Source organism: Arthrobacter sp. SlRoot2-15, assembly GCF_059739345.1.
Map to the genome: position 1 here is coordinate 3,227,038 of NZ_AP046058.1, position 24,867 is coordinate 3,251,904.

The window sequence follows — 24,867 nt, forward strand, 5'->3', positions numbered from 1 at the left end:
ACCGCCGCAGGCGTCCGCAAAGAAGCGGCCGGTCTGCGTACAATGGCTAGGTCCGAATTTCGGATCTGGCCGGCAGACCGGCCTTTACTTTTGTACACCCGGCCGGGGACGCCGTTATTTTCCAGCGTGGAAATGAACAGTGGTGTGCGCACGCAATCCAGCTTTCAGGAGCCCAATGAACGCCGTCCAGAGGTTCATCAGAAGCAGAGTGCTTTTGCTGACCGCGTCCATTTTGATCGTGGCCATGTGCCTTTCCGTCCTGGTGCAGGGCCAGTCGCAGGCCGCGCTGAACCGCACCGTCGACCAGAACTCCCGCGGGCTTTACGACGTCCTTGTCCAGGCCAAGGCCGACGACAACGGCGGCCTGATGCAGCCCGAGATCGCCACCGGCCAGGGCGGGGTCAGCTTCGAGCAGCTGGATTCCATCCGCAAGCTGGCCGGCACCTCCGTGGCGGCACCGATCAGCCTGGTGTCCCGCGTCTCGCAGAACCTTGAGTCCCCGCGGCTCGATGCCACCGACTACCTCGGCTACAGCGCCGGCCTCGCCGGCACCGCCGGTGACCCCAGCGCCACCGATCCGTCCAAGTGGCCCGCGGCCGAGTCCGTGCTCAGCGACACCGCCAAGAAATACCGCCTCACCGCCAGCGCCGTGAGCTCTGACGGCAAGTCCGAGCAGACCCTGTTCAAGACCACCGCCGAGGGATCCCTGGGCAAGGCCAAGCTCGTCGAAGAGCAGGTGGCCGGCGGCAAGAACGTGCGGATCGCCGGCCCGGCGGGGGAGACCGGCATCAAGTTCCCGGCCCCGGCCGGCGGCTCCGAACACAACCTTTTCAACCTCTCCGTCTCCCTGCCCATGGCGCCGCAGGTGACCGAGTCCGTCGTCGCCGTCGACCCGGTCGCCGAACGCGCGCTCCTGGGCGGCGCCGGGGACTTCCTCGCGCCGCTGGAGAAGGCGCCCCCGGCCGATGCCCGCAACGCCGGCGCGATCGGCCGTCACTTCGAGAGCCTCTTCACCAACGGCATCAGCATGGAACAGCTCAAGGAAGGCCCCGATTTCCTCGGCGTCAAGCTCAAGTACTGGGCCCCGCTAATGTCCCAGTACCAGCAGGCGAAGCGTGCCGGCCAGCTGACCGCCGACTCGCAGGCGATTCCGCTGATCGTGCGTTCGGGTACCTCCCTTGATCTGAAGTACTCGGTCAAGATCGAGGAAATCGACGCCGCCGGCAACGTCACCAAGGACGTTGGCACCGCGACCCGGTCGCTGGACAAGGACTACCTGCCGTTCGTCTCCAAATCGCCGTTCGCCCTGGCCTGGCCCGGCTCCAAGGACCTGTCCCAGCTGATGGGCGACACCGGCAGCTTCGGCCAGGGCCTCTACAACCCCGCCACCTGGAGCACCGACTTCGCCGCCGCGCCCAAGTACAAGGACGGCGAAACCGCCGGCAACGGCGCCGTGGACAAGTCCGCGGTGCCGGGCGACTGGATCACCGTGAACCGGCTGCCCGATAAGGGCGCCAACGGCGCCCCGGTCGACCAGACGCAGCGCACGCCGGTCGACGAGCGGGCCTACCGCGAAAACCTCGCGACCGGCAAGAAGCCGGCCACGCCGCTCGCCATGGTCTACGGCACCTTCGATCCGGCCAAGGTCCAGCAGGCCGCCGGTGACGTCAACCGCCTGCCCCTCGGCGGCTACGACCCGACGCCGATGACCCTGAGCAAGGATGCCGCCGGTAACGACGCCGGGCAGGCCGCGCTCAAGCCCTCGCTCAGCGGGACCGGACTGGTCAGCCAGTCGGCCGGCGCCATCACCGACTACTACGGACTGGCCGCCGCCCGCGGCTACGAGAAGAACGCCTCCGTGATCGACGCCGTGCGCGTCCGCGCCAAGGTGGACGGCAGCTGGAAGCAGGCACAGCCGGAGGTCGAAAAACTCGCCAACGAGATCCGCGACATGGGCCTGCAGGCGACAGTGGTCGCCGGCTCCGCCCGGGAAGACGCCAACATCTTCGTGCCCGGCTACTCCAAGGACGGTGCCGGGAAGGAGTCGCCGCTGGGCACCGTGCAGCAGTCGTGGGTCCGCCAGAACGCCGCCGACGCCGTCTCCGGCTCGCTGACCGGCACCAACCTCACGCTGCTCTTCCTGACCCTGTGCGGAGCGGCGCTGCTCACCGGCGCCTCGACCGTCAGCTACGTCCGCAAGCGCCGCCGCGAGGCGGGCACCCTGCGGGCCATGGGCTGGACGCAGCGCAAGATCCGGTCCTGGGTGCTCGCCGAATTCGGCGTCGGCGCTGCCCTGCTCACCGTCGCCGGGATCGCACTGAGCCTGATCAGCTGGAACCCGGCCACCGCGATCGTCTCCGCCTCGGTCCTGGTCCTGTACTGCGGCGCCGCCTACTTCGCCGCGCAGCAGCTGCGCCACCGCGAGGTCATCGACCAGGAGCCGCAGCACGATGAGCGGCTCATCCCCGTGGACTCGCCGCTGACCTTCGCCAGCCGCCAGCTGAGCACCAACAAGTTCAACACCGGCTCGCTGGCCGTCGCCGTCGGCGTCTTCGGTGCCGCCGTGGGCGGGCTCGCGGCGCTGCTGATCGACATCCCCCGGGCCGCCGGCGCCAGCGCCCTGAGCGGGCTGGCCGCCGCCAGCATCGCACTGCCGAGCATCGTCCTGGGTGTGTCCGGGGTGGCCGTGGGGCTGCTGCTGACCATGGTCACCGGCCGCTTCGAACTCGGCGCCAAACGCCAGTACCTGGGCACCCTGCAGGCCATGGGCTGGAACCCGGACATGCTGGGCCAGGTCCGTTTCTTCGAAAATGCCATGGTGGGGACCATCGCACTGCCGCTGGGTGTCCTGGGCGCCCTGGGCATCAGCCTGCTCCTCGCCCCCTACGCCGCCATCTGGGCCGGAATCGCCGGACTTGTCGCGGTACTTTGCTGGATTCCAATTGCAACGAAAGTGGTCCAATGACTAACGAGCTGAACCTGACCAGGGCGGCCCGGAACCGGATGCCGGAGAGCACCGGGAACGGCGGCCACCAGACCCGAGCCAACACGATCGTGAAGGCATCGGACCACGCCACACCCCTGGAACTGAGCAACATCACCATCCACTACGGCGGAGGCAAGGGCGGCGCCGAGCCGGTCAACGTGGTCGATGACTTCAACATGACGCTGCACGCCGGCGAAATGCACTGCGTTGCCGGCCGCTCCGGCTCGGGCAAGACCAGCATCCTGACCGTCGGCGCGGGCCTGACCCTGCCGACGTCGGGCCGGGTGTTCTGGGAAGGCGACTCGCTCGAGACCATGGGCGACGACGAAATCGCCGACCGCCGTCGTGCCCTGATCGGCTACGTCGACCAGGGCGGCGCCTTGATCGACGGGATGAGCGCGCTCGAGAACGTGCTGCTGCCGGCCGTGCCGGACGGCGAGGTCGAACAGCGCCGCGATATGGCCAAGGACCTGCTGGACCTCGTCGGCCTCGGCCGCCGCATGCGCCACCGGCCGGCGCAGCTCTCCGGCGGTGAGCGCCAGCGCGTCGCGATCGCCCGCGCTCTCATCCTGGGCACGCGCGTGCTCGTGGTGGACGAGCCCACCGCAAGCCTGGACCGCACCTCGGCCAACCGCATCATCAGCATCCTCAAGGACACGACGTCGGACGGCATCGCCGTGCTCGTGGCGTCACATGACCACGAGCTTGTCCGCCAGAGCGATACCCTGACCGAACTGATCTAGGTTAATAACGTGACGCCTTCCGAAAAAACCCCGTTCTACATCACCACGGCCATCAGCTACCCGAACGGCGTGCCGCACATCGGCCACGCCTACGAAGTCATCGCCACCGACGCGATGGCGCGGTTTAAGCGGCTGGACGGCTACGACGTGTTCTTTATGACCGGCACGGACGAGCACGGCCTGAAGATGCAGCAGACGGCGGAGAAGGAAGGCATTCCGGTCAAGGAACTTGCCGATCGCAATTCGACGGCCTTCCGCCAGATGAGCGATGACCTGGGCATCTCGCTGAGCCGGTTCATCCGCACCACGGACCCGGACCACTATGAGGCTGCCAAGGCACTCTGGCAGCGGATGGAAGCCAACGGGGACATCTACCTCTCCAAGTATGCCGGCTGGTACTCGGTCCGGGACGAGCGCTACTTTGTCGAGGACGAGACCGAGGTCCGCGACGATGGGGTGCGCTATGCCTCCGAGACCGGTACCGAGGTGACGTGGACCGAGGAGGAGAGCTACTTCTTCAAGCTCTCCGCCTACCAGGACCGGCTGTTGGCGCTCTACGCCGACCACCCGGAGTTCGGGGCGCCGCACAGCAGGTTCAACGAGGTCATCAGCTTCGTCAAGGGCGGCCTCGAGGACCTGTCGATCAGCCGCACCTCCTTCAACTGGGGTGTCCCGGTGCCGGGCAACCCGGACCACGTGATGTACGTCTGGGTGGACGCGCTGACCAACTACCTGACCGGCGTCGGGTTCCCGGACACCGAGTCGGAAAGCTTCCGGAAGTACTGGCCGGCGGATGTCCACGTGATCGGCAAGGACATCTCGCGGTTCCACGCCGTGTATTGGCCCGCGTTTCTGATGTCCGCCGGGCTGGAACTGCCCCGGCGCGTGATGATCCACGGCCACCTGCACAACCAGGGCATCAAGATGTCCAAGTCGCTGGGCAACGTGGTGGCACCCGCGGACTGGGTGGCGCAGTACGGCCTGGACCAGGTCCGGTTCTTCCTGCTCCGCGAGGTGCCCTTCGGCGCCGACGGGAACTACAGCCACGACGCGATCGTCGGCCGGATGAACTCGGACCTGGCGAACAACTTCGGTAACCTCGCGCAGCGTTCGCTGTCCATGGTGGCGAAGAACTGCGAGGGCGCCGTCCCCGTTCCGGGCGGATTCAGCGCCGAGGACGCCGCGCTGCTGGGCCAGGCCAAGGGCCTGCTGGGCATCGCCCGGGCCGCATTCGAAAGGCAGGAGTTCAGCCGCGCGCTCGAGGCCATCTGGAACGTTCTCGGCGACACCAACGCCTACTTCGCCGAGCAGGCGCCGTGGGTGCTGCGCAAGACCGACGTCGAACGCATGAACACGGTGCTTTACGTGACCCTCGAGGTACTCCGGACCGTCGCAATCCTGGCGCAGCCGGTGATGCCCGCGGCTGCCGGAGCCATTCTCGACAGCCTGGGCCAGCCCGACGGGGAGGCCCGCGATTTTGCCGCCCTGGAGACGCCGATCGAGGCCGGAACCGCGCTGCCGGCGCCGTCGCCGGTGTTCCCCAAGTACGAGGAGCCCGCGGAGGCCTGATCCGGGCCGGAGGTCTTCCGGCTCCACTTTCGTCGAGGTGGTACCTCGCGGCAAAGTTTCCACAAACACTGCCGCGAAGTGCCACCTCGCGGCCGTTAACGGGGCCGTCACATTACTGACAAGTAGTCTGCTGCTCCGGAACTGAGTACAACCACAGGGAGGGGAGTACCGGCCGTAGCGATACACGGGTACCAGTTACTCGGGACTCAGGCGGAGGCCGGGAAATAGCCTGAAAAAGCAAGCGAACTGACGACAAATGCTGGGGAGTAACTGTCATCACGCACTTCGCTCACCGAGGTCTCACAACGATTTGCCGGGTCTCTAGGACGGTTACTCCGCGCTCACGTCAGCTCTGACACCTGAGTTGGACGGAGGGGCCGAAGATGAAAAAAACCATTGCAACGCTGGGGGTCGTGGGGCTGGGCGTAATGGGGGCAGCTGTCTCCGCGAACGCGGCACCCCCGGAAAAGATCACGATCTGTCACGCGACCAAAGCGGCGGGTAACCCTTTTGTCGCCGAGACGATCAACCTCAACGCGCTCAAGGCGCACGCCAACGACACCCTGGACATCGTGCCCGTAAATACCGGCGACATCATGCCCCAGGGACAAAACCTATCGGAGGCAAACCTCGCCCTGCTGGCCAACAACTGTGTTGCCGCTGTGGTGGTTCCGCCGGTCGATCCACCGGCCAATCCGCCGGTCGATCCGCCGGCCAATCCGCCGGCTGATCCGCCGGCCAACCCGCCGGCCAACCCGCCAGCTAATCCGCCTGCCGACCCGCCGGCTAATCCGCCTGCCGACCCGCCGGCAAACCCCGGCGCCGTGCCGGGCACGGACACCACCCGGCAGACGTCGCCGACGGTCGCACCGCTCAAGGTGGACGCCAACGCTGTCACGGCAGTCCCGCAGGCCAGCACGACCCCGGCCGTTGCCACGCAGGCCAAGGTCAACGTCGGCTACAACGTTCAGACCGCCGTCGGCCACTCGAAGGCTCCGGACGGCCTTCCGGCCTGGCTGTTGGGCCTGACCGGCCTGTTCGCGGCAGGGTCCGGGGCAGTGCTGTGGCGGGGCGGACAGCGCGCCCGGAAGGTCGCCGGCTAGGAAGTCCGATATCCGGGGCGGGTGCTGCGCAGGCGGCACCCGCCCCGATCCTTTAGGTTCCGCAGCTTGCCTCGCAGCAGGAGAAATCATGGGCAGCCACCGCAAGAGGCCCCGGTTCCGGGTCGCCGGCAACCGCGGGCTGCTGCTGAGCGCCAGGGACCTCCTCATCCTGGCCGTCTGCGCACTCGGCATCGCGTCCGCCTGGCTCGCCTACGGCCTGGGCGGAACCAGCCCTCTCACCCCGGACGCCGGAGCTTCCGCCGTCGGGCCGGAAACAGTCGTCTCAGCCCCGGCGTTGCCCCCGCAAAAGCGGTCCGGCGGGCCGGATCCCGAGGCAACGACCGAGAAGGCCCCGGCCGTTCTCCCGGCCGGGGCAACCGGGGCAGGAAAGTCCGCTGAGCCCGCAGTGCCGGCCCTGCCCGCCGCGTCCATCCCGCTGCGGATCACGTTTCCCGCAGCAGGCATGGACGTGGAGGTGCACCCCTTGGAGCCCGGCCTCGATGATACGGAGAGCCGCAGCATCGTGCCGCCGGAAACCAAGGACGGATACTGGCTGGCACCTTTTGGAACTCCCGGCGCGGGCTCGACGAACACCACCTACATCATCGGCCACAGCTGGCTGGACCAGGATGCACCCTTCAACCACCTGAGCTCACGGGCCGCCCCCGGCGGCCTGCTGACGGTGACCACCGCTACGGGCATCCTCAGCTACCGGGTGGATTCGGTCACCACCTATACCAAGTCGACCCTGAAGGACAGCGCTGCCTGGGAAGCCGTCGCCAACCGGCTCGTCCTCATCAGCTGCTACACGGAGGACCCGTGGGGCCGGAACGTGGTGGTGGTCGCCTCACCGTTGCCCGGCGGCTGAGCCGTTGTTCGAATAATGAGACGAATTGACCAGCATGCGGATGGCTTGGCTACGCTGAAATCATGAGCGCATCCACCATTGATTTGGCCGTCATTCCCGGTGACGGCATCGGCCCCGAGGTCACCGCCGAAGCACTGAAGGTCCTCGAGAAGGCTGCCGCCGCCGAGGGCATCGTGCTGCAGCAGACGCACTACGAGCTCGGGGCCGCGCACTGGCTGGCCACGGGGGAGACCCTGCCCGAGCACACGCTGGCCGACCTGCGCACCCGCGACGCCATCTTGTTCGGCGCGGTGGGCGCCGCCCCCGATGACACCCGCATCCCCTCCGGCATCATCGAACGCGAACTGCTGCTCAAGCTGCGTTTCAGCCTTGACCACTTCGTCAACCTGCGGCCCTCGAAACTCTATGCCGGCGTCGGCAGCCCGCTGGCGAACCCCGGCGAGGTCGACTTCATTGTGGTCCGCGAGGGCACCGAAGGGCCCTACGTGGGCAACGGCGGCACCCTGCGCGCCGGAACGCCGCACGAGGTGGCGACCGAGGTCTCGCTGAACACCGCCCACGGCGTGGAGCGCGTGGTGCGGGACGCGTTCCGCCGCGCCAACGACCGGCCCCGCAAGAAACTGACGCTGGTGCACAAGCACAACGTCCTAGTCTTCGCCGGGCACCTCTGGAAGCGCACCGTGGAGGCCGTGGCCCAGGAGTTCCCCGAGGTCACCCACGACTACCTGCACGTCGATGCGGCCACGATCTTTATGGTGACCGACCCGGCGCGCTTTGACGTCATCGTCACCGACAACCTCTTTGGCGACATCCTCACGGACCTCGCCGCCGCCGTCACCGGCGGCATCGGCCTGGCCGCGTCGGGCAACATCAACATGGACCGCACCGCGCCGTCGATGTTCGAACCGGTCCACGGCTCGGCCCCGGACATCGCCGGCCAGCAGAAGGCGGACCCAAGCGCCGCCATCCTGTCCGCCGCGCTCCTGCTGGACCACCTGGGCTACTCCGCGGCGGCCCGGAAGGTCGAGGCGGCCGTCGCCGCGGACGTCGAAGCCAGGGACGGCAGCTTCCGCAGCACCGCCACGATCGGCGACGCCATCGCCGCCGCCCTCTAGCAGCCGCCACGGCACTACCGCCCCGGGCGTAAGCTTGTTTTCGAATCACCAATATGCTGCCGTGGCCCGAGGATGAACCACGTTCACACGCCAGGCAGCCGACCGTGGAGGAACCATGACCCAGACTGCCCATGGCGTCGAATTCACCCAGCGGCTCTCGGCGACCCCGAAGTCCGCGCAAGAGCGTGAAGCCATCCTGGCCAACCCGGGATTCGGCGACTATTTCACCGACCACACCGCGATCGTCGACTACAGCGTCGATGCCGAGGGCAAGGGCGGCTGGCACGACGCGCGGATCGAACCCTACGGTCCCATCATGCTGGATCCCTCCGCTGCCGTGCTCCACTACGGCCAGGAAATCTTTGAAGGCCTCAAGGCCTACCGCCACGCAGATGGCTCGATCTGGACTTTCCGGCCCGAGGCCAACGCGGCCCGCCTGAACAAGTCCGCTCGCCGGCTCGCCCTCCCGGAGCTTCCGGAGGAATACTTCCTGGCGGCCATCCGCGAACTCGTCTCCGTGGACCGGGACTGGGTCCCCGCCTGCGACGGGGAAGCCCTCTACCTGCGCCCCTTTATGATCGCCACCGAGGCGTTCCTGGGTGTCCGGGCAGCCCGCGAGGTCTCGTTCCGCGTCATCGCCTCCCCGGCCGGCAATTACTTCGGCGGCGAGCTGAAGCCGGTATCGATCTGGATCTCCCGCGAATACGCCCGCGCGGGACGCGGCGGCACCGGCGCGGCCAAGTGCGGCGGCAACTATGCAGCCTCGCTGATCGCCCAGCAGGAGGCCGAGGCCCACGGCTGCAAGCAGGTCCTGTTCCTGGACCAGTTCAACGACAACGCTGTCGAAGAACTCGGCGGAATGAACGTCTTCTTCGTGATGAAGGACGGCTCGCTGGTCACCCCGGCGCTCTCCGGCACCATCCTGGAGGGTGTCACCCGCTCCTCCGTGATCCAGGTGGCCCGCGATATGGGCCGCGAAGTGACCGAACGCAAGATCACCCTCGATGAGTGGCGCGACGGCGTCGCGGCCGGTGAGATCGCCGAGGTCTTCGCCTGCGGCACCGCCGCCGTGATCACCCCGATCGGCGTCCTCAAGGACAACACCGAATTCATCGGTTCCGAGGACGCCACGGCGGGGGAGACCACCATGGCCATCCGCGAACAGCTCCTCGGCATCCAGACCGGCACAGTCGAGGACACCCACGGCTGGCTGACCCGTCTCGCGTAGCCTGCGCTGATCCTCGCCGGCGGCCCTCACCCTCCGGTGCGGGCCGCCGTCGTCGCTGGCGCGCGCCGCGGGGTCCGGAAGGCCCTGTCCCGTTGCCGCCGCCGGGGCGACACTGGTTCCATGACTGGGCTGCTGCAGGTACTGGGCGTTGTCTTCGGAGTCGTGCTGATCGCCGTCGGAATCCTGGAATCCTTTTTCTACCGCGACCAGCGCTTCTACCGACTGTTTCTGATCAAACCGGAAGACGTGCCGGCCGTTCAGATGTGGACCTTCAACCTCGGCTTCTACAACATGATTTGGGGCGTCGGCGCAATCGTGGGAGCGCTTATGCTGACGGGGGCCGAGCCCGCGGCCGGGCGTGCGTTGCTGCTCTTCACCGCTGCCGGCCACGTGATCCTCGGCGTCATCCTGGTCCTTTCGGAGCGGCGGCTCTGGGCCAGCGCCATCGCCGAGGCACTGCTGCCGGCAGTGATTGTTGCCCTCCTGCTCCTATGAAGGCCCCGCGGTGGGAAGATGGAAGGGTGATTCCCGACGATGCCCGCTCCCTGGTCCGCAGCACCGAGCTGACGCGTGTCCGCCTGGCTCCGAACCCCGGCCCGATGAGCCTGCACGGCACCAACTCCTATGTGGTCGCCGCCCCAGGCTCGCCGAACGTCGTCGTCGTGGATCCAGGACCGCTCGACGAGGAGCATCTGCGCGAGCTGACCGAATACGGCGCCGTGGAGCTGATCCTTATCACGCACCGCCATGCCGACCACACCGCGGCCGCTGCACGGTTCTCCGAGCTCACGGGTGCTCCCGTCCGCGCCGCGGATCCCGCGCACTGCCATGGCGCAGGGCCGCTCCAGGAGGGCGAGGTGCTGCACGCCGCCGGCGTGGAGATCCGGGTGCTGGCGACGCCGGGGCACACCTCCGACTCAGTCTGCTTCCACCTTCCGGAGGACGGTGCCCACGGAGCCGTCCTCACCGGCGACACCATTCTGGGCGTCGGCACCACCGTCCTGGACTACCCGGACGGCACGCTGGGGGATTACCTCGACTCGCTGGACCGGCTGGAGAGCCTCGGCCCGGCCACGGTCCTGCCCGCCCACGGGCCCATGCTTCCGGCCCTGGACAGCATTGTGCGGGCCTACCGGGACCACCGGCAGGACCGCCTTGGCCAGATCCGCGCTGCCCTCGCCGAGCTCGGCGCGGAAGCCGGTGTGCAGGAGGTCGCGAACGCCGTTTACGCCGCCGTCGACCCCGCCGTCCGGCCCGCGGCGGAACTGTCCGTCGCTGCGCAGCTGGAGTACCTGCGCGGACGGTAGGCTTGGAACCATGCGTATCGCCCGGTTTGTAGTCGATTCTGATCCCATGTACGGCATTGTTGAGGGCCAGCCCGGCAGTGAGGAAATCACTGTCATCAACGGCGACCCCTTCTTCCACGGTGTGGAACGGACCGCCGTCAAGCACAAGCTGGAGGATGTCCGCCTCCTCGCGCCGATCATCCCGCGCAGCAAGGTCATCGGCGTGGGCCGCAACTTCGTGGAGCACGCCCACGAGCTCGGCAACGAGGTGCCGGCGCAGCCGCTGCTCTTCCTCAAGCCCAACACCTCGGTGATCGGACCCAACGATCCGATCATCCTGCCGGAATTTTCCGAGGAGGTCTCCTTCGAAGCCGAGCTGTGCGTTGTGATCGGCCGGATCTGCAAGGACGTCCCGGAAGAACGCGTCGACGACGTCGTCTTCGGCTACACCTGCGGCAACGACCTCACCGCCCGGGACGTGCAGAAAACGGACCTGCAGTGGGCCCGCGCCAAGGGCTTCGACACCTCGGCGCCGCTGGGGCCCTGGATCGAGACCGAGCTGGACACCGAGGACCTGCAGATCCAGGGCCGGCTAAACGGCGAGCTCCGCCAGGACGGCAGCACCAGCCAGATGATCCGCGGCGTCCGCGAACTGGTGTCCATCGTCTCGCAGGCGTTTACGCTGCTCCCCGGCGACGTGATCATGACCGGTACCCCGGCCGGCGTCGGTCTGGTCCAGGCCGGTGACCGCTTTGAGGTCGAGATCGAGGGCATTGGACGCCTCTCCAACCCGGTGGTCCGCCGCTAACGTCTCCGCGGCGTAAGAAACCGCGCCGGTTTCGGACAGCCGCACCGTGGATCCACGGTGCCGCTGTCCATTTTTGTAGCGGAATCCGGCGCCGGGCACGCGGTAAAGTTGGTACCACTATGACTACTCCCACCGCGCCCGACGCCGTCTCCAGCACTGCCACCACGGAACTGACCCGTGAAGCCACCCGTGAAGTCACCGCCGAAACCCCGGTCCGGGTCCGGTTCTGCCCGTCGCCGACCGGCACCCCGCACGTCGGCCTGATCCGTACGGCACTCTTCAACTGGGCCCACGCCAAGCACACCAAGGGCACCTTCGTCTTCCGCATCGAAGACACCGACGCGGCGCGCGACTCGGAGGAGAGCTACCAGCAGCTGCTCGAGGCCCTCAAGTGGCTCGGCATCAGCTGGGAAGAAGGCGTCGAAGTGGGCGGCCCGCACGAGCCCTACCGCCAGTCGCAGCGCCTGGACCTCTATAAGGACGTCGTCGCCAAGCTCCTGGAGGCCGGCTACGCCTACGAGTGCTACTCCTCCCCGGAGGAAGTCGAGGCCCGCCACCGCGCCGCCGGCCGCGACCCCAAGCTCGGTTACGACAACTTCGACCGCGATCTCACCGACGAGCAACTGGGCGCCTTCAAAGCAGAAGGCCGCCAGCCGGTGCTGCGCGTCCGGATGCCGGACGAGGACGTCACCTTCACCGACATGGTCCGCGGCGAGATCACCTTCAAGGCCGGCAGCATCCCCGACTATGTGATTGTCCGCGCCGACGGCTCGCCGCTCTACACCCTGGTCAACCCGGTCGACGATGCGCTGATGGGCATTACGCACGTGCTGCGCGGCGAGGACCTGCTGTCCTCCACGCCCCGCCAGGTGGTGCTCATCCGGGCGCTGATGGACATCGGCGTCGCCAGCTACCTGCCGGTGTTCGGCCACCTGCCGTACGTCATGGGGGAGGGCAACAAGAAGCTCTCCAAGCGCGACCCGCAGTCCAACCTTTTCCTGCTCCGGGACCGCGGCTTCATCCCCGAGGGCCTGCTGAACTACCTGTCCCTGCTGGGCTGGAGCCTCTCCGCCGACGAGGACATCTTCACGGTGGCCCAGCTGATCGAGAACTTCGACGTCAACGATGTCCTCGCCAACCCGGCCCGCTTCGACATCAAAAAGGCCGAGGCGATCAACGGCACGCACATCCGCATGCTGGCCCCGGAGGACTTCCGCGGCCGGCTGGTGCCCTACCTGCAGGCCGCCGGCCTGGTGGGGGAGAGCCTCACCCCCCGCGAGGAGGAGATCCTCGCCGAGGCGGCGCCGCTGATCCAGGAGCGCATTTCGCTCCTCGGCGAAGCCCCGGAGATGCTCGCCTTCCTGTTCAAGGCCGACGACGCGATCGACGTCGCCGACGACGCCCGCAAGGGCCTGCCGGAGAACCTCACCGAGGTGCTCGACGCTGCATTGGCCGCGCTCGAGCCTGTCGCCGACTGGACCGCCGAGAACATCCAGGCTGCCCTGAAGGAGGCCCTCGTCGAAGGCCTCGGCGTGAAGCCGCGGCTGGCTTTCGGGCCCGTCCGCACGGCCGTCTCGGGCCGCCGGATCTCCCCGCCGCTGTTCGAATCCATGGTCATCCTGGGCAAGGATTCATCCCTGGCCCGGCTGCGCGCGTTCCGCGGCTGATGAACGGCGGGGCCGGCTCCGGCGGCGGTGTCCTTGCCTCCGGGCTCGACGGCATCCGCGGGGTGCTGTTCGACATCGACGACACCCTGGTGGACCTCGAGTTCGCGATGACGTCGGCGCTGCGCGGCGTCAGCGAGCACCTCCTGCCGGGCCTTGACGAGGCGGGCTGGGAGCGGTTCGGGCGGATCTTCACGCGCGAGACGACCCACTTCTACGACCGCTACCTGGCCGGTGAACTGAGCTTCAACGAACAGCGCCTGCTGCGCGGCCGGGCCGCGCTGGGGCACTTCGGCGTCGAACTGGCGGAGGGCGAACAGGCCCACCACTGGGTCAGCTCCTACGCCAGCCTCCAGCACAGTTACATCCGCGCGTTCGACGACGTGGCTCCGCTGCTGGACGCCCTGGACGACGCCGGCGTCCCCTACGGCGCCGTCAGCAACAATGTGCACGACTACCAGCGGGTGAAGCTCGACGCCGCGGGGCTGCGCCGCGTCGGCGTCCTGGTCGGCACGGACACGGTCGGCGTGCCCAAGCCGGATCCCGCTATCTACCTTGAAGGCGTGCGCCGGCTCGGCACCGACCCCGGCGAAACGCTGTACGTCGGCGACAACCGCCTGCTCGACGCGGAAGGTTCGACGGCGGCCGGCCTGCTGGGCGTCTGGCTGAACCGCGGCGGCGAGCCCGCCCCCGGCTTCGCCGGCCGCGAGGTCGTCTCGCTGCTGGACCTGCTGGCCTGACCCCGGAGCGGCCACAGCCGGTCCACAACAATCGGCCCTGCCGGCGGAGAAGGTTCCGCCGGCAGGGCCGTTTCTGGTGCTGCTTGCCGGTGGCTAGGCCGTCTTCTCTGCCAGCCGCCGGTTCCGCAGGGCCAGGTACCCTCCGACGGCGCCGAGGGCAAGGAGTGCCACGAGGCCCAGGGCCACCGCGACGTCGGCCTTGACCATGTTCGACGGCGAGACGGCCGCCGCGCTGGTGTACAGCGTGCCGGTGCCCGCGGCAATCCTGGCGTTGCCGTCGGCCAGTTTGTCGGCCCCGGCGGACAGCTGCGATGAGCCGGAAGCCAGTTTGGTGTTGCCCTCTGAGAGCTGTGTTGCGCCGGATGCCAGGGCCGTGGAACCGTTGAGCAGTCCGGGGTTGGCCGGATCAGCGGGGTCGCCCTTGATGCCGGCGTTCAGGGCCAGTGTGCCGTCGGCGAGGCGCGAGCTGCCATCGGCCAGTCTGGCGGTCGCCTTGAGCAGACCGGGGTGCTCGGGGTCGCCAGGAACACCGTCCATGCCGACCCGAATTTTGGACGTACCGTCGGCTAGCAGCGCGGTGCCCATGACCACACCCGGGCTGTTGGGATCGCGGCTGTTGAGCTTGGCTGCCAGAGTGGCGAACCCCGCAGTGAGCTTGCCGGTGCCGGCGTGGAGCTGGCCGGCCCCGGCGTTGAGCTGGCCCGTACCAGCCTGGAGCTGGGACGCCCCGGCATCCAGTCGCTGGGCACCGGCGAGGATCTTCGCGATCTTGTCTTTGACCACGGCAAGCGGCACGGCCCCCTGGAGGGGATCGTTGGCGGCCGCGTACAGCTGCTCCATGGCCTGGGCGAGCGCAGCCGTTCCGGTGCCGGCCGCAGGGTCATTGTTCGCCCCGCGGTAGCCCTTCAGCTGGTCGGTGCCGGCCGCCAGCTGGCCGGTGCCGGCCTCCAGCCGGGCCGCCCCGGCATCTAGCTGGGTGGCGCCGTCGGCCAGGTTGTTTTCGGCGTTGCCCGCGGCGGTGGGGGTAAGGGCGGCGGAGAGCTGAACGGCCCCCGCGGCGAGCTTTTGGGCGCCGTCGTCCACCTTGTACACGGCGGGGGTCAGCTTATTGTTGACATCCGTTTCAATCTTCACCGAACCCTCGGCGAGCTGGCTGGCGCCTTCCTGGAGCTGTTCTGCGCCCGGGGCGAGTTTGCCGGCGATGCCGGCGCGGACCTTCTCGGCACCTTCCGAGAGCTTGCCCGCGCCGGTATCGGCCTGGCCTGCGCCGGTGGCGAGCTTGCCTGCGCCGTCCTTCAGTTGCTGGGCACCGGTTGCGGCCTGCCCGGCGCCGTCGTTGAGCTTCGCGGAACCGTCTGTGATCCTTCCGGTAACCAGGGTGTAGAACCCCAGCAGCGCAATCAGCAGCAGGGCCAGGACGGCGATGGCGATCTGTTGAGCACGGGTGCGGGTCGGGGCGATGGCGGCACGACTCTGTGACACAGGTTGTTCCTCTCGACGATCTCGCCGGCAACGGCTCTGCTGCCGGCCCCCCAAATTGTGATGCAGCTAACATCTGAAAATAGACGTTGCTCCGCCCTCAACTGGGTGGGGGAGGAGTTGTTACTCATTGGTAACTTACCGAGCGTAAACTTAGCGGCGCCGGATTGGCAAGGGTTTTTTTGGGATAACCCTGGATATTTAGGTCCCCGCGGCTGGCGGTGGGGCCGCTGGGGCTGGCGGGGCGGGCCCGATTTGTGCCGGACAAAAGTCTCGGGTAAAGTAATTACTCGTGCTGAGGCGCTGGGAGCGCGGGTTTGGACCTGCGAAACCGGCCCGAAAGTTCCATTGGGATATGGTGTAATTGGCAACACTACGGTTTCTGGTACCGTCATTCTAGGTTCGAGTCCTGGTATCCCAGCTCTGAAAAAACCGCGGATTTCCGCGACGGATCAGGGGTTCCGAGCCGGCCGCGCCGATTTGGAACACATGCCGAGTTTATGAAATACTGACTTGGCCTGAACGGCAGAAATGCTGTTTGGAAAGTACAAGGCCCCATCGTATAGCGGCCTAGTACGCTGCCCTCTCACGGCGGTAACGCGGGTTCGAATCCCGCTGGGGTCACCAAAAGGACGGTCCCGGGCATCAGCCCGGGGCCGTTTTTGTTTGCCCGCCACCGCACGTCGGGGGCTGCGGGCGCACCGGCGCGGGCCGGTCCAACTGGCATGATGATGCTGTGAGCTCCATGGAAAGCGCCGGCCCGACCGGGCAACAGTCCCAAGCCGCACGCCAGGGCGCTGCCGTCGAACTGCTCGAGGCAGTGCGGAAGGAGCTGTCCGCGGTGTCGCTGCCGCTGGCCCTGCCCGGCGCCGAGGCCGCCCGGCTGGACATCCGCCAGGCCCTGGCCCAGCTGGATGACTACATCCTGCCCCGCTACCGCAGCCTGGATGCCCCGCTGCTCGCCGTCGTCGGCGGGTCCACCGGAGCGGGCAAATCCACGCTCGTCAACGGGCTCGTGGGGCATGCGGTCACCCGGGCCGGAGCGATCCGGCCCACCACCCGGCAGCCCATCCTGCTGCACCACCCCGGCGACGCTGCCTGGTTCGAGGACCAGCGGGTGTTGCCGAACCTGAGCCGGATCCGCGGCACCGTGGTCGCCGCGCCGCTGCCCGCCAACCAGGCCGGCCCCGCCCCGGACGCCGCCGCCATCACCTCGCTGGTGCTCGCCGCCGACCCGGCCGTGCCGCCGGGCATCGCGCTGCTCGATGCCCCCGACGTGGACTCCATCTCCGATGACAACCGCAGGCTCGCGGGACAACTCCTCGCCGCCGCTGACCTGTGGGTCTTCGTCACCACCGCCAACCGCTACGCCGACGCCGTGCCCTGGCGCCTGCTGCTCGACGCAGCCTCCCGCGACATCATGGTGGCCGTGGTGCTGGACCGGGTGCCGCAGGCCGCCGAAGAGGAGGTCAGCGCCGATCTTCGCTCCATGCTCGGCCGCGAGGGCCTGGGCTCCGCCCGGCTGTTTGTGGTTCCCGAGGTGGCACTGGATGCGATGGGTATGCTGCCCGCCGACGCCGTCGCCCCGCTGCGGAACTGGCTCCGGGAACTCGCCGCCGATGCCGCCGGCCGCGCGGCGATCGCCCGCCGGACGCTCAACGGCACGGTCAAGGCCCTCGGCGGGCGGGTGGATGCGGTAGCGGAAGCCGTCCGCGCCCAGCACCGCGCGGCCGGACGGCTGGGCAGCGACGCCGGCAACGCCTACGAGGACGCCGTGGGCAGGATCCTCGACGCCACCCGGGACGGCGCCCTGCTCCGCGGCGAAGTCCTGGCCCGCTGGCAGGACTTTGTGGGCACCGGCGAATTCTTCCGCGTCATGGAGCAGAACATCGGCAGGTTGCGGGACCGGATGGGTGCTTTCTTCCGTGGAGAGCCCACCCCGGCCGTGCGCGTGGAGACAGCAATTGAGACCGGCCTGCAGGCGGTCATCCTCGACGAGGCAGCCAACGCCGCCGAAGAGGCAGACCGGCGCTGGCGGTCGGACCCGGCCGGCCGGCAGCTGCTCGGCACCGACGACCTCTCGGGCACCAGCGAAGGCTTCGCCGACGCCGTTGCCGCCGAGATCAGGGCCTGGCAGGGCAGCCTGATGGAACTGATCCGCACCGAAGGCCAAGGCAAGCGCAGCCAGGCGCGCTGGCTTTCCTTTGGCATCAACGGCCTCGGCGCGGCGCTGATGATCGTTGTCTTCTCCATGACCGCGGGCCTGACCGGCCTCGAGATCGGCGTGGCCGGCGGCACCGCCGTCGTCGGCCAGCGCGTGCTCGAAGCAGTCTTCGGCGAAGACGCCGTGCGCCGACTGGCCAAGACCGCTCGAGACGACCTGCAGGCCCGCTGCCAGCGCCTCCTCCAGGCCGAAAGCCGGCGCTTCCTGGACCGGCTGGACGCCCCCGGTGCGGTTCCGCCGGCAGCCCTCGCGGAACAGGCAGAAGCCCTCGGCCGTCTGGCAGGCGCTGCATGAACCGCCACGGCGCCGCCCGGCAGGCCTCGCAGCTGCACCGCCGGTTGGAAGCCTTGGACGAGGCCCGGCAACTGGCCGCCGGCGCCCTGCCCGAGGCGACCCTGGACGAGGTGCTCGACGTCCTGGAACGGGCGAGTTCACGCCGCTCGCTCTCGGCGGAGCACACCGTGGTGGGCTTCTTCGGCGCGACTGGAAGCGGCAAGTCCTCGCTCTTCAATGCCGTCAGCGGGGCCGAGATCGCCACGGCGGCCGCCCGGCGCCCCACGACCTCCGAACCCCTTGCCGGTATCTGGGGCGCGGACGGCAGCGAAGCCCTGCTGGACTGGCTCGAGGTCCGCAACCGGCACCACGCCGACGCCGTGCCCGGGTTCGCCGATGAGGCCACCGGGCTGATCCTGCTGGACCTGCCCGACTTTGACTCGACCCGTTCGGAAAACCGGGAGATCGTCCAGCGCATGGTGGGGCTCGTGGACGTGCTGGTCTGGGTGCTGGACCCGCAGAAATACGCCGACGCCGCGGTTCACAATGACTTCCTGGCCCCGCTCGCCTCGCACGCGGCGGTGACGCTGGTGGTGCTCAACCAGGTGGACCGGCTGCCCGAGCATGAGATCCGTCCGGTGCTGGAGTCCCTCAAGGCCATTCTGGCGCGGGACGGGCTGGGCAAGGTTCAGGTGCTGGGCGCCTCGGCCGTCGTTGGCACCGGCGTGGACAAGGTCCGGGCCGCGATCCGGCAGGTCGCCATGCAGCGGCTGGCGCTCTCACAGCGTCTCGCGGCGGACGTGGACCGGGCCGCGCAACGTCTCACCGAAGCCTCGGGCGCCGGGGAGGCTGCCGGCGTGAAGGCCGGAACCCGGGACCGGCTGGCCGGCGAGCTGGCCGTGGCCGCGAACGTGCCGCTGGTGGTCGACGCCGTGGCCCGCTCCTACCGGCAGGAAGCCACCCGCCGCACCGGCTGGCCCGTGACCCGCTGGCTGGTCCGGTTCCGGCCGGACCCGCTGCGGCGGCTGAACCTGCGCCGGTCCGGGGAGAAGCCGGAGTTGAACCGGACCTCGCTGCCGCCCGCAGGAGCCCCGGAGCGGGCCCGCACCGACGCCGCCGTGCGGCAGTTTGCCGACGCCGCCTCCGACGGCGCCCCGGGGCCCTGGCGGGCGGTCATCCGCGGGGCGGCCCGGGAAGGCCGGGAGCGGCTCCCCGACGCCCTGGACCAGGCTATCGCCGGCACGGACCTCAAAGCAGGCCGCGGCTCCTGGTGGTGGACCGCCTTCAACGCCGTCCAGTGGCTGGGCCTGCTCACCGCACTCGGCGGTCTCGGCTGGCTCGGGGTGCTGGCGGCCCTGGCGTACTTCCAGCTGCCGGTTCCGGAAGTCCCGCGGGTGCAGGGCTGGCCCGTCCCGACAGTCCTGGTGGCCGGAGGCGTGCTGCTGGGCATCGTGCTGGCCGTCGCGGCAAGATTCATTGCCGGCGCCGCGGCGCGTGCCCGCGCGGCGGCGGCCGGCAGGCGGCTGCGCGCCTCGGTTGCCGCCGTCGCGGAGGACCTCGTGGTCGCCCCCGTGGAGCTGGAGGTCAGCCGCCTCCGGTCCTTCAACGCCGCACTGAAGTCCGCCGCGGGCCGAGGTTAGCCGCGGGCTGAGGCCCGTCGCGGAGCGCCGCGGCTAGCCTGCGCCCGGCGGCACGGCGGCGTCGCGGACCTTGATCATGGTCCGCAGGTTACGGGTGGTGGTGCTGGCCTTGTAGCGGGCCTTGGCGGAGAGTTTGCTGAACGGGCTCTCGAGGGTGCCGCCGGACGGGGCCAGCCAGGCCACGGCTTCGGGCGCCAGCCGGGCCAGCTCCACTCCGTCCAGGGCCCGGCCGGCGTCGTACAGCTCGGTAAGGATCTCCGGATCCGAGGACAGCGTGACGTAGCTGTGTGTGGCCTTGTCATCCGCGGGGTAGGGGCAGGCCTCCACCAGCGCCGCCACCTGGGCCGCGCTCAGCACCACCACCCAGGCGTCGTAGCCGAATGTTTCGCGCAGGCAGGCCTCGAACTCGGTCTTCACGCCGGCGGCCGGAAGTTCACTGGAGAGCACCACGTTGCCGCTGGCGAGCAGCGTTGCCACGGCTGAGAACGGGCGTGATTTCAGGGCCGCTTTGAGGTCGGCCATCTTGATGTTGATGCCGCCCACGTTGACCCCGCGCAGGAAGACCGCGTAGCTGTTCATGGGCAAAGCCTAGCGCCGCGGATCGCCGGCCGGGGTCAGTCGTTGGTCTTGCGCAGCGCCTCGGTCAGGACGCGCGCGGCGTTGCAGACCACCTCGGCGTGCAGGCGGCCCGGCTGGCGGGTCAGTCGTTCAATCGGCCCGGAGATGGAGACGGCGGCGATCACCCGGCCGGAAGGCCCGCGGACGGGCGCCGACACCGAGGCGACCCCGGGCTCACGCTCGCCGAGGCTCTGGGCCCAGCCCCGGCGTCGTACCCCGGCCAGGACGGTGGGCGTAAAGCGGGCCGCCTGGAGGCCCTCCAGCAGGCGGTCGTGGTCCTCCCAGGCCAGCAGCACCTGGGCGGCGGATCCGGCCTTCATGGACAGCTGGGTGCCGACCGGGATGGTGTCCCGCAGGCCGATGGGCCGTTCGGCGGACGCCACGCAGACGCGCCAGTCGCCCTGGCGGCGGAAGATCTGGGCGCTTTCGCCGGTGGCGTCGCGCAGTTGCATCAGGACGGGCCCGGCGGTGGCGATCAGCCGGTCCTCACCGGCGGCCGAGGCAAGTTCCACCAGCCGGCTGCCGAGGACAAAGCGGCCCTGGATGTCGCGGCTGACGAGGCGGTGGTGGACAAGCGCCAGGGCGAGGCGGTGCACGGTAGGCCGGGCCAGGCCGGTCGCGGCCACGAGCTGCGCCAGGGTGGTGGGTCCGGCCTCGAGTGCGTCAAGCACATGGGCCGCTTTATCGATGACACCGACGCCACTAGAATTGTCCATGTAATGATATTGCCGTCTCAATATCTGAGATGCAAATCATTGCGCTGGCGCATCCGGCGGTTGGGCTGATTCAGTGGAGAGCATCAACCCGCGGGAGCGGGACCAAGCACGGCGGCGAAGTTACACACGCGGCGAAAAAGCAGTGAAGGGAGCAGGCCGTGGCAAAGACATTGGCCGAGAAAGTCTGGGACGCGCACGTGGTGCGCAAGGGGGACGGCGAAGGCGCCAACGCCCAGCCGGACCTCCTTTTCATCGACCTCCACCTGGTGCATGAGGTGACCTCCCCGCAGGCTTTCGAGGGCCTGCGGCTCGCCGGCCGGAAGCTGCGCCGGCCGGACCTCACCATCGCCACGGAGGACCACAACACTCCCACGCTGGCCATCGACAAGCCAATCGCGGACCTCACCAGCCGGACCCAGATCGAGACCCTGCGCGACAACTGCAAGGAGTTCGGCGTCCGCCTGCACTCCCTTGGCGACGCCGAGCAGGGGATCGTGCACGTGGTCGGCCCGCAGCTGGGACTGACCCAGCCGGGCATGACCGTGGTGTGCGGCGACTCGCACACCTCCACGCACGGCGCCTTCGGCGCGCTCGCGATGGGCATCGGCACTTCCGAGGTGGAGCACGTGATGGCCACCCAGACGCTCTCGCTGAAGCCGTTCAAGACCATGGCCATCAATGTCGAGGGCACGTTGCGCCCCGGCGTCTCGGCCAAGGACATCATCCTGGCCGTGATTGCCAAGATCGGCACCGGCGGCGGCCAGGGCTACGTCCTCGAGTACCGCGGCTCCGCGATCCGGGCGCTCTCCATGGAGGCCCGGATGACCATCTGCAACATGTCCATCGAGGCCGGCGCCCGGGCCGGCCTGGTCGCCCCTGACCAGACCACCTACGATTACATGCACGGCCGCCCGCACGCGCCCCAGGGCGCCGACTGGGACGCCGCCGTCGAATACTGGAACACCCTGCGCACCGACGACGGCGCCGTCTTCGACGCCGAGGTGGACCTCGACGCCGACACCCTGGAACCGTTCGTGACGTGGGGGACCAACCCCGGCCAGGGCGTGTCGCTGTCCGCCAAGGTGCCCTCCCCGGCGGACTTCGGCGACGAGAACGCCAAAGCCGCCGCCGAACGTGCCCTGCAGTACATGGGACTCGAGCCCGGCACACCGATGAAGGACATCCGGGTCGACACAGTGTTCCTCGGCTCCTGCACCAACTCCCGGATGGAGGACCTCCGGGCCGCCGCGGACATCATCCGCGGCCGCACCAAGGACCCGGACATCCGGATGCTTGTGGTCCCCGGCTCCGCGCGCGTCCGGCTCGAAGCCGAGGCCGAGGGCCTGGACAAAGTCTTTACGGACTTCGGCGCCGAATGGCGGTTCGCAGGCTGCTCGATGTGCCTGGGCATGAACCCGGACCAGCTGGAGGTGGGGGAGCGCTGCGCCTCCACGTCCAACCGCAACTTCGAGGGCCGGCAGGGCAAGGGCGGCCGCACCCACCTGGTCTCGCCCGTCGTCGCCGCGGCGACGGCGGTGCGCGGGACGCTGAGCTCGCCGTCGGACCTGGAATCCGAGCCCGCGTCCGCCGGCCACCGCGCCGGCACCGCATAGCGTCCGCCTGCACCGGTCCCCACCGCCCACGAAGGATCCGCCATGGAAAAGTTCACCACCCACACCGGCATCGGTGTCCCGCTGCGCCAGAGCAACGTCGACACCGACCAGATCATCCCCGCCGTCTACCTCAAGCGCATCACCCGGACGGGGTTCGAGGACGCGCTCTTCTCCGCCTGGCGCAAGGACCCGGCGTTCATCCTGAACCAGGACCCGTTCAGCGCAGGCTCCGTGCTGGTCGCGGGGCCCGACTTCGGCACCGGATCCTCCCGCGAGCACGCCGTCTGGGCACTGAAGGACTACGGCTTCAAGGCCGTGCTGTCCTCCCGCTTCGCGGACATTTTCCGGGGCAACTCGGGCAAGCAGGGCCTGCTGGCCGCCGAGCTGGCCCAGGACGATATTGAACTCATCTGGAAGGTGCTGGAAAACGCCCCGGGCACCGAGGTCAAGGTGGACCTCGTCTCCAAGACGGTCGAATGTGGCAACGTCGTCGCGCCGTTCGACATTGACGACTACACCCGCTGGCGCCTGCTCGAAGGCCTGGATGACATCGGCCTGACCCTCCAGCATGAAGAGGACATCACCGCGTACGAGGCCACCCGGCCGGCCTTCAAGCCCACGACGCTACCGGCCAAGCTGTCCTAGTTCGGCGTCGCACCACAACAACGCGGGGTCACTTACGGCCCATTCCGAGAGCCGGGACGGGCCGTAAGTGACCCCGCGTCGTGTGTTTTCCGACGGCTAAGGCGGGGCCCGCCACGAAGCCCCGCACCGCGCCGTATTTCAGATCGGTAACGCAAGCTCCTATGCTTAGCTGGAGCCTTTGTAAGGATTTGGGGGCGAGTAGTCGTGAGGAAACTGGTAAATGAGTAGTGTTCTGACAATCCGCGGAGGCGTCCCGCTGACCGGCCGCGTCACCGTCCGCGGGGCCAAGAATCTTGTCCCCAAGGCGATGGTTGCTGCCCTGCTGGGCAACGAGCCGTCCGTGCTGCGCAACGTCCCCGAAATCAAGGACGTTGAGGTTGTCACCAGCCTGCTCCAGCTCCACGGTGTCACGGTGGACAAGGACCCCGTCACCGGGGACCTCACGCTGGACCCGACGAACGCCAAGACGGCCTCGCACACGGCTATCGACGCCCACGCCGGCGACTCGCGCATCCCGATCCTGCTCTGCGGACCCCTGATCCATGCCATCGGCGAGGCGTTCATCCCGGACCTCGGCGGCTGCAAGATCGGCGACCGCCCGATCGACTACCACCTGAACGTGCTGCGCCAGTTCGGCGCCGTCGTCGAGAAGCGCCCGGGCGGCATCCACATCTCCGCACCCAACGGGCTCAAGGGCGCCAAGATCGCGCTGCCCTACCCCTCTGTCGGGGCAACCGAGCAGGTCCTGCTCAGCGCCACTCGGGCCGAGGGCATCACCGAGCTGTCCGGTGCGGCCACCGAGCCCGAAATCGTCGACCTCATCGCCGTGTTGCAGAAGATGGGCGCGATCATCAGCGTCCAGACCGACCGCACCATCCGGATCGAAGGCGTCCAGGATCTCGGTGGCTACAACCACCGGGCCCTGTCAGACCGCAACGAATCCGCATCCTGGGCCTCCGCCGCCCTGGTGACCCGCGGCGACATCTTCGTCGAAGGCGCCACCCAGCGCGACATGATGACGTTCCTGAACACCTACCGCAAGGTGGGCGGCGGCATGGACATCGGCGACGACGGCATCCGCTTCTACCACCCCGGCGGCAAGCTCAGCCCGCTGGTGCTCGAAACCGACGTGCACCCCGGGTTTATGACCGACTGGCAGCAGCCGCTCATTGTGGCCCTGACCCAGGCGGAGGGCGTGTCGATCGTGCACGAGACCGTCTACGAAAACCGCTTCGGCTTCACCGACGCCCTGGTCCGGATGGGCGCCAACATCCAGGTCCACCGCGAATGCCTCGGCAGTGTCCCGTGCCGCTTCGGCCAGCGGAACTTCCTGCACTCGGCCGTCATCTCCGGCCCGACGCAGCTCAAGGGCACCGACATTGACGTGCCGGACCTGCGCGGCGGCTTCAGCCACCTCATCGCCGCCCTGGCGGCCACCGGCACCTCCCGGGTCACCGGCATCGACATCATCAACCGCGGCTACGAGCGTTTCACCGAGAAGCTCGCCGGCCTCGGTGCCGACTTCGACATCACCTCGGCCCGGTAGAGG

General features: G+C 68.7%; 20 protein-coding genes and 2 tRNA genes. 19 read left to right on the plus strand and 3 right to left on the minus strand.

The annotated features are described in order from the left end of the window. The first annotated feature begins 175 nt into the window (after window positions 1-175). The 12 genes from AC6I9V_RS14945 (at window position 176) to AC6I9V_RS15000 (ending at window position 14,110) form a co-directional block, all read left to right on the plus strand. Window positions 176-2,965, plus strand: a complete 2,790-nt coding sequence (locus tag AC6I9V_RS14945) for an ABC transporter permease (protein WP_497899988.1) — start codon at window positions 176-178, stop codon at window positions 2,963-2,965. Then, on the plus strand, window positions 2,962-3,729 hold the full coding sequence (locus AC6I9V_RS14950; protein WP_146337253.1) for an ABC transporter ATP-binding protein: 768 nt from the start codon (window positions 2,962-2,964) through the stop codon (window positions 3,727-3,729). The genes AC6I9V_RS14945 and AC6I9V_RS14950 overlap by 4 nt, the downstream gene beginning before the upstream one ends. A 9-nt stretch (window positions 3,730-3,738) precedes the next feature. Then, window positions 3,739-5,298: a methionine--tRNA ligase gene (gene metG / locus AC6I9V_RS14955; protein ID WP_497899989.1), complete on the plus strand. Its 1,560-nt coding sequence runs from the start codon at window positions 3,739-3,741 to the stop codon at window positions 5,296-5,298. A 383-nt stretch (window positions 5,299-5,681) separates the two neighbouring features. After that, window positions 5,682-6,401 (plus strand): hypothetical protein, encoded by a 720-nt coding sequence (locus AC6I9V_RS14960; RefSeq protein ID WP_497899990.1) that lies wholly within the window; start codon window positions 5,682-5,684, stop codon window positions 6,399-6,401. Window positions 6,402-6,489: 88 nt separating this feature from the next. Beyond that, window positions 6,490-7,269, plus strand: coding sequence for a class F sortase (locus tag AC6I9V_RS14965; protein ID WP_497899991.1), 780 nt, complete (start codon window positions 6,490-6,492; stop codon window positions 7,267-7,269). A 62-nt stretch (window positions 7,270-7,331) separates the two neighbouring features. Further along, window positions 7,332-8,384, plus strand: a complete 1,053-nt coding sequence (locus tag AC6I9V_RS14970; protein WP_497899992.1) for a 3-isopropylmalate dehydrogenase — start codon at window positions 7,332-7,334, stop codon at window positions 8,382-8,384. 115 nt (window positions 8,385-8,499) lie between these two features. Further along, complete coding sequence (locus AC6I9V_RS14975; protein WP_497899993.1) at window positions 8,500-9,612, plus strand: branched-chain amino acid aminotransferase; 1,113 nt, start codon at window positions 8,500-8,502, stop codon at window positions 9,610-9,612. A gap of 120 nt (window positions 9,613-9,732) precedes the next feature. After that, window positions 9,733-10,107, plus strand: coding sequence for a DUF1304 family protein (locus tag AC6I9V_RS14980; RefSeq protein ID WP_497899994.1), 375 nt, complete (start codon window positions 9,733-9,735; stop codon window positions 10,105-10,107). Beyond that, window positions 10,104-10,919 carry an MBL fold metallo-hydrolase gene (locus tag AC6I9V_RS14985; RefSeq protein WP_497899995.1) on the plus strand — a complete coding sequence of 272 codons (816 nt, stop codon included), beginning with the start codon at window positions 10,104-10,106 and terminating at the stop codon, window positions 10,917-10,919. The genes AC6I9V_RS14980 and AC6I9V_RS14985 overlap by 4 nt, the downstream gene beginning before the upstream one ends. A 10-nt stretch (window positions 10,920-10,929) precedes the next feature. Continuing rightward, complete coding sequence (locus tag AC6I9V_RS14990) at window positions 10,930-11,706, plus strand: fumarylacetoacetate hydrolase family protein (RefSeq protein WP_146337260.1); 777 nt, start codon at window positions 10,930-10,932, stop codon at window positions 11,704-11,706. Between the two features lie 119 nt (window positions 11,707-11,825). After that, complete coding sequence (gene gltX / locus AC6I9V_RS14995) at window positions 11,826-13,373, plus strand: glutamate--tRNA ligase (protein ID WP_497899996.1); 1,548 nt, start codon at window positions 11,826-11,828, stop codon at window positions 13,371-13,373. Then, complete coding sequence (locus tag AC6I9V_RS15000; protein ID WP_497899997.1) at window positions 13,373-14,110, plus strand: HAD family hydrolase; 738 nt, start codon at window positions 13,373-13,375, stop codon at window positions 14,108-14,110. The genes gltX and AC6I9V_RS15000 overlap by 1 nt, the downstream gene beginning before the upstream one ends. A 93-nt stretch (window positions 14,111-14,203) precedes the next feature. On the opposite strand, the gene AC6I9V_RS15005 is transcribed toward AC6I9V_RS15000, so the two are convergent. Further along, window positions 14,204-15,592 (minus strand): hypothetical protein, encoded by a 1,389-nt coding sequence (locus AC6I9V_RS15005; protein ID WP_497899998.1) that lies wholly within the window; start codon window positions 15,590-15,592, stop codon window positions 14,204-14,206. Window positions 15,593-15,938: 346 nt separating this feature from the next. Here AC6I9V_RS15005 and AC6I9V_RS15010 point away from each other — a divergent pair. The 4 genes from AC6I9V_RS15010 (at window position 15,939) to AC6I9V_RS15025 (ending at window position 19,726) form a co-directional block, all read left to right on the plus strand. Continuing rightward, window positions 15,939-16,010: transfer RNA gene (locus tag AC6I9V_RS15010), tRNA-Gln, on the plus strand. A 130-nt stretch (window positions 16,011-16,140) separates the two neighbouring features. Next, window positions 16,141-16,216 (plus strand) — tRNA-Glu (locus AC6I9V_RS15015). 118 nt (window positions 16,217-16,334) lie between these two features. Further along, entirely contained in the window at window positions 16,335-18,107 is a 1,773-nt protein-coding gene (locus AC6I9V_RS15020) for a dynamin family protein (protein ID WP_497900326.1), read from the plus strand. After that, the gene (locus AC6I9V_RS15025) at window positions 18,104-19,726 is read left to right on the plus strand and encodes a GTPase (protein WP_497899999.1); all 1,623 of its coding nucleotides are present in this window, start codon (window positions 18,104-18,106) and stop codon (window positions 19,724-19,726) included. The genes AC6I9V_RS15020 and AC6I9V_RS15025 overlap by 4 nt, the downstream gene beginning before the upstream one ends. A 33-nt stretch (window positions 19,727-19,759) precedes the next feature. Here AC6I9V_RS15025 and AC6I9V_RS15030 read toward each other — a convergent pair whose 3' ends face one another. Both AC6I9V_RS15030 and AC6I9V_RS15035 read right to left on the minus strand, forming a co-directional pair. Beyond that, the gene (locus AC6I9V_RS15030; RefSeq protein ID WP_497900000.1) at window positions 19,760-20,305 is read right to left on the minus strand and encodes a DUF1697 domain-containing protein; all 546 of its coding nucleotides are present in this window, start codon (window positions 20,303-20,305) and stop codon (window positions 19,760-19,762) included. Between the two features lie 35 nt (window positions 20,306-20,340). Beyond that, complete coding sequence (locus AC6I9V_RS15035) at window positions 20,341-21,060, minus strand: IclR family transcriptional regulator (protein WP_138768991.1); 720 nt, start codon at window positions 21,058-21,060, stop codon at window positions 20,341-20,343. 158 nt (window positions 21,061-21,218) lie between these two features. Between AC6I9V_RS15035 and leuC the strand changes: the two genes are divergently transcribed. From leuC to murA, 3 genes are all read left to right on the plus strand, one after another. Further along, window positions 21,219-22,673: a 3-isopropylmalate dehydratase large subunit gene (gene leuC, locus AC6I9V_RS15040; protein ID WP_497900001.1), complete on the plus strand. Its 1,455-nt coding sequence runs from the start codon at window positions 21,219-21,221 to the stop codon at window positions 22,671-22,673. Between the two features lie 42 nt (window positions 22,674-22,715). Beyond that, a complete protein-coding gene (gene leuD / locus AC6I9V_RS15045; protein WP_349411488.1) occupies window positions 22,716-23,318 on the plus strand; it encodes a 3-isopropylmalate dehydratase small subunit in 603 nt (200 codons plus the stop codon). Between the two features lie 220 nt (window positions 23,319-23,538). After that, the gene (gene murA, locus AC6I9V_RS15050) at window positions 23,539-24,864 is read left to right on the plus strand and encodes a UDP-N-acetylglucosamine 1-carboxyvinyltransferase (RefSeq protein ID WP_138768996.1); all 1,326 of its coding nucleotides are present in this window, start codon (window positions 23,539-23,541) and stop codon (window positions 24,862-24,864) included. Window positions 24,865-24,867 lie beyond the last annotated feature (3 nt).

Coding starts and splice junctions, on each gene's coding strand:
- gltX (WP_497899996.1), top strand. CDS start 11,826: ATGACTACTCCCACCGCGCCCGACGCCGTCTCCAGCACTGCCACCACG.
- AC6I9V_RS14965 (WP_497899991.1), top strand. CDS start 6,490: ATGGGCAGCCACCGCAAGAGGCCCCGGTTCCGGGTCGCCGGCAACCGC.
- AC6I9V_RS15030 (WP_497900000.1), bottom strand. CDS start 20,305: ATGAACAGCTACGCGGTCTTCCTGCGCGGGGTCAACGTGGGCGGCATC.
- AC6I9V_RS15035 (WP_138768991.1), bottom strand. CDS start 21,060: ATGGACAATTCTAGTGGCGTCGGTGTCATCGATAAAGCGGCCCATGTG.
- AC6I9V_RS14980 (WP_497899994.1), top strand. CDS start 9,733: ATGACTGGGCTGCTGCAGGTACTGGGCGTTGTCTTCGGAGTCGTGCTG.
- AC6I9V_RS15020 (WP_497900326.1), top strand. CDS start 16,335: ATGGAAAGCGCCGGCCCGACCGGGCAACAGTCCCAAGCCGCACGCCAG.
- AC6I9V_RS14960 (WP_497899990.1), top strand. CDS start 5,682: ATGAAAAAAACCATTGCAACGCTGGGGGTCGTGGGGCTGGGCGTAATG.
- AC6I9V_RS14975 (WP_497899993.1), top strand. CDS start 8,500: ATGACCCAGACTGCCCATGGCGTCGAATTCACCCAGCGGCTCTCGGCG.
- AC6I9V_RS14970 (WP_497899992.1), top strand. CDS start 7,332: ATGAGCGCATCCACCATTGATTTGGCCGTCATTCCCGGTGACGGCATC.
- murA (WP_138768996.1), top strand. CDS start 23,539: ATGAGTAGTGTTCTGACAATCCGCGGAGGCGTCCCGCTGACCGGCCGC.
- AC6I9V_RS14985 (WP_497899995.1), top strand. CDS start 10,104: ATGAAGGCCCCGCGGTGGGAAGATGGAAGGGTGATTCCCGACGATGCC.
- AC6I9V_RS14950 (WP_146337253.1), top strand. CDS start 2,962: ATGACTAACGAGCTGAACCTGACCAGGGCGGCCCGGAACCGGATGCCG.
- AC6I9V_RS14990 (WP_146337260.1), top strand. CDS start 10,930: ATGCGTATCGCCCGGTTTGTAGTCGATTCTGATCCCATGTACGGCATT.
- AC6I9V_RS14945 (WP_497899988.1), top strand. CDS start 176: ATGAACGCCGTCCAGAGGTTCATCAGAAGCAGAGTGCTTTTGCTGACC.
- leuD (WP_349411488.1), top strand. CDS start 22,716: ATGGAAAAGTTCACCACCCACACCGGCATCGGTGTCCCGCTGCGCCAG.
- AC6I9V_RS15000 (WP_497899997.1), top strand. CDS start 13,373: ATGAACGGCGGGGCCGGCTCCGGCGGCGGTGTCCTTGCCTCCGGGCTC.
- AC6I9V_RS15025 (WP_497899999.1), top strand. CDS start 18,104: ATGAACCGCCACGGCGCCGCCCGGCAGGCCTCGCAGCTGCACCGCCGG.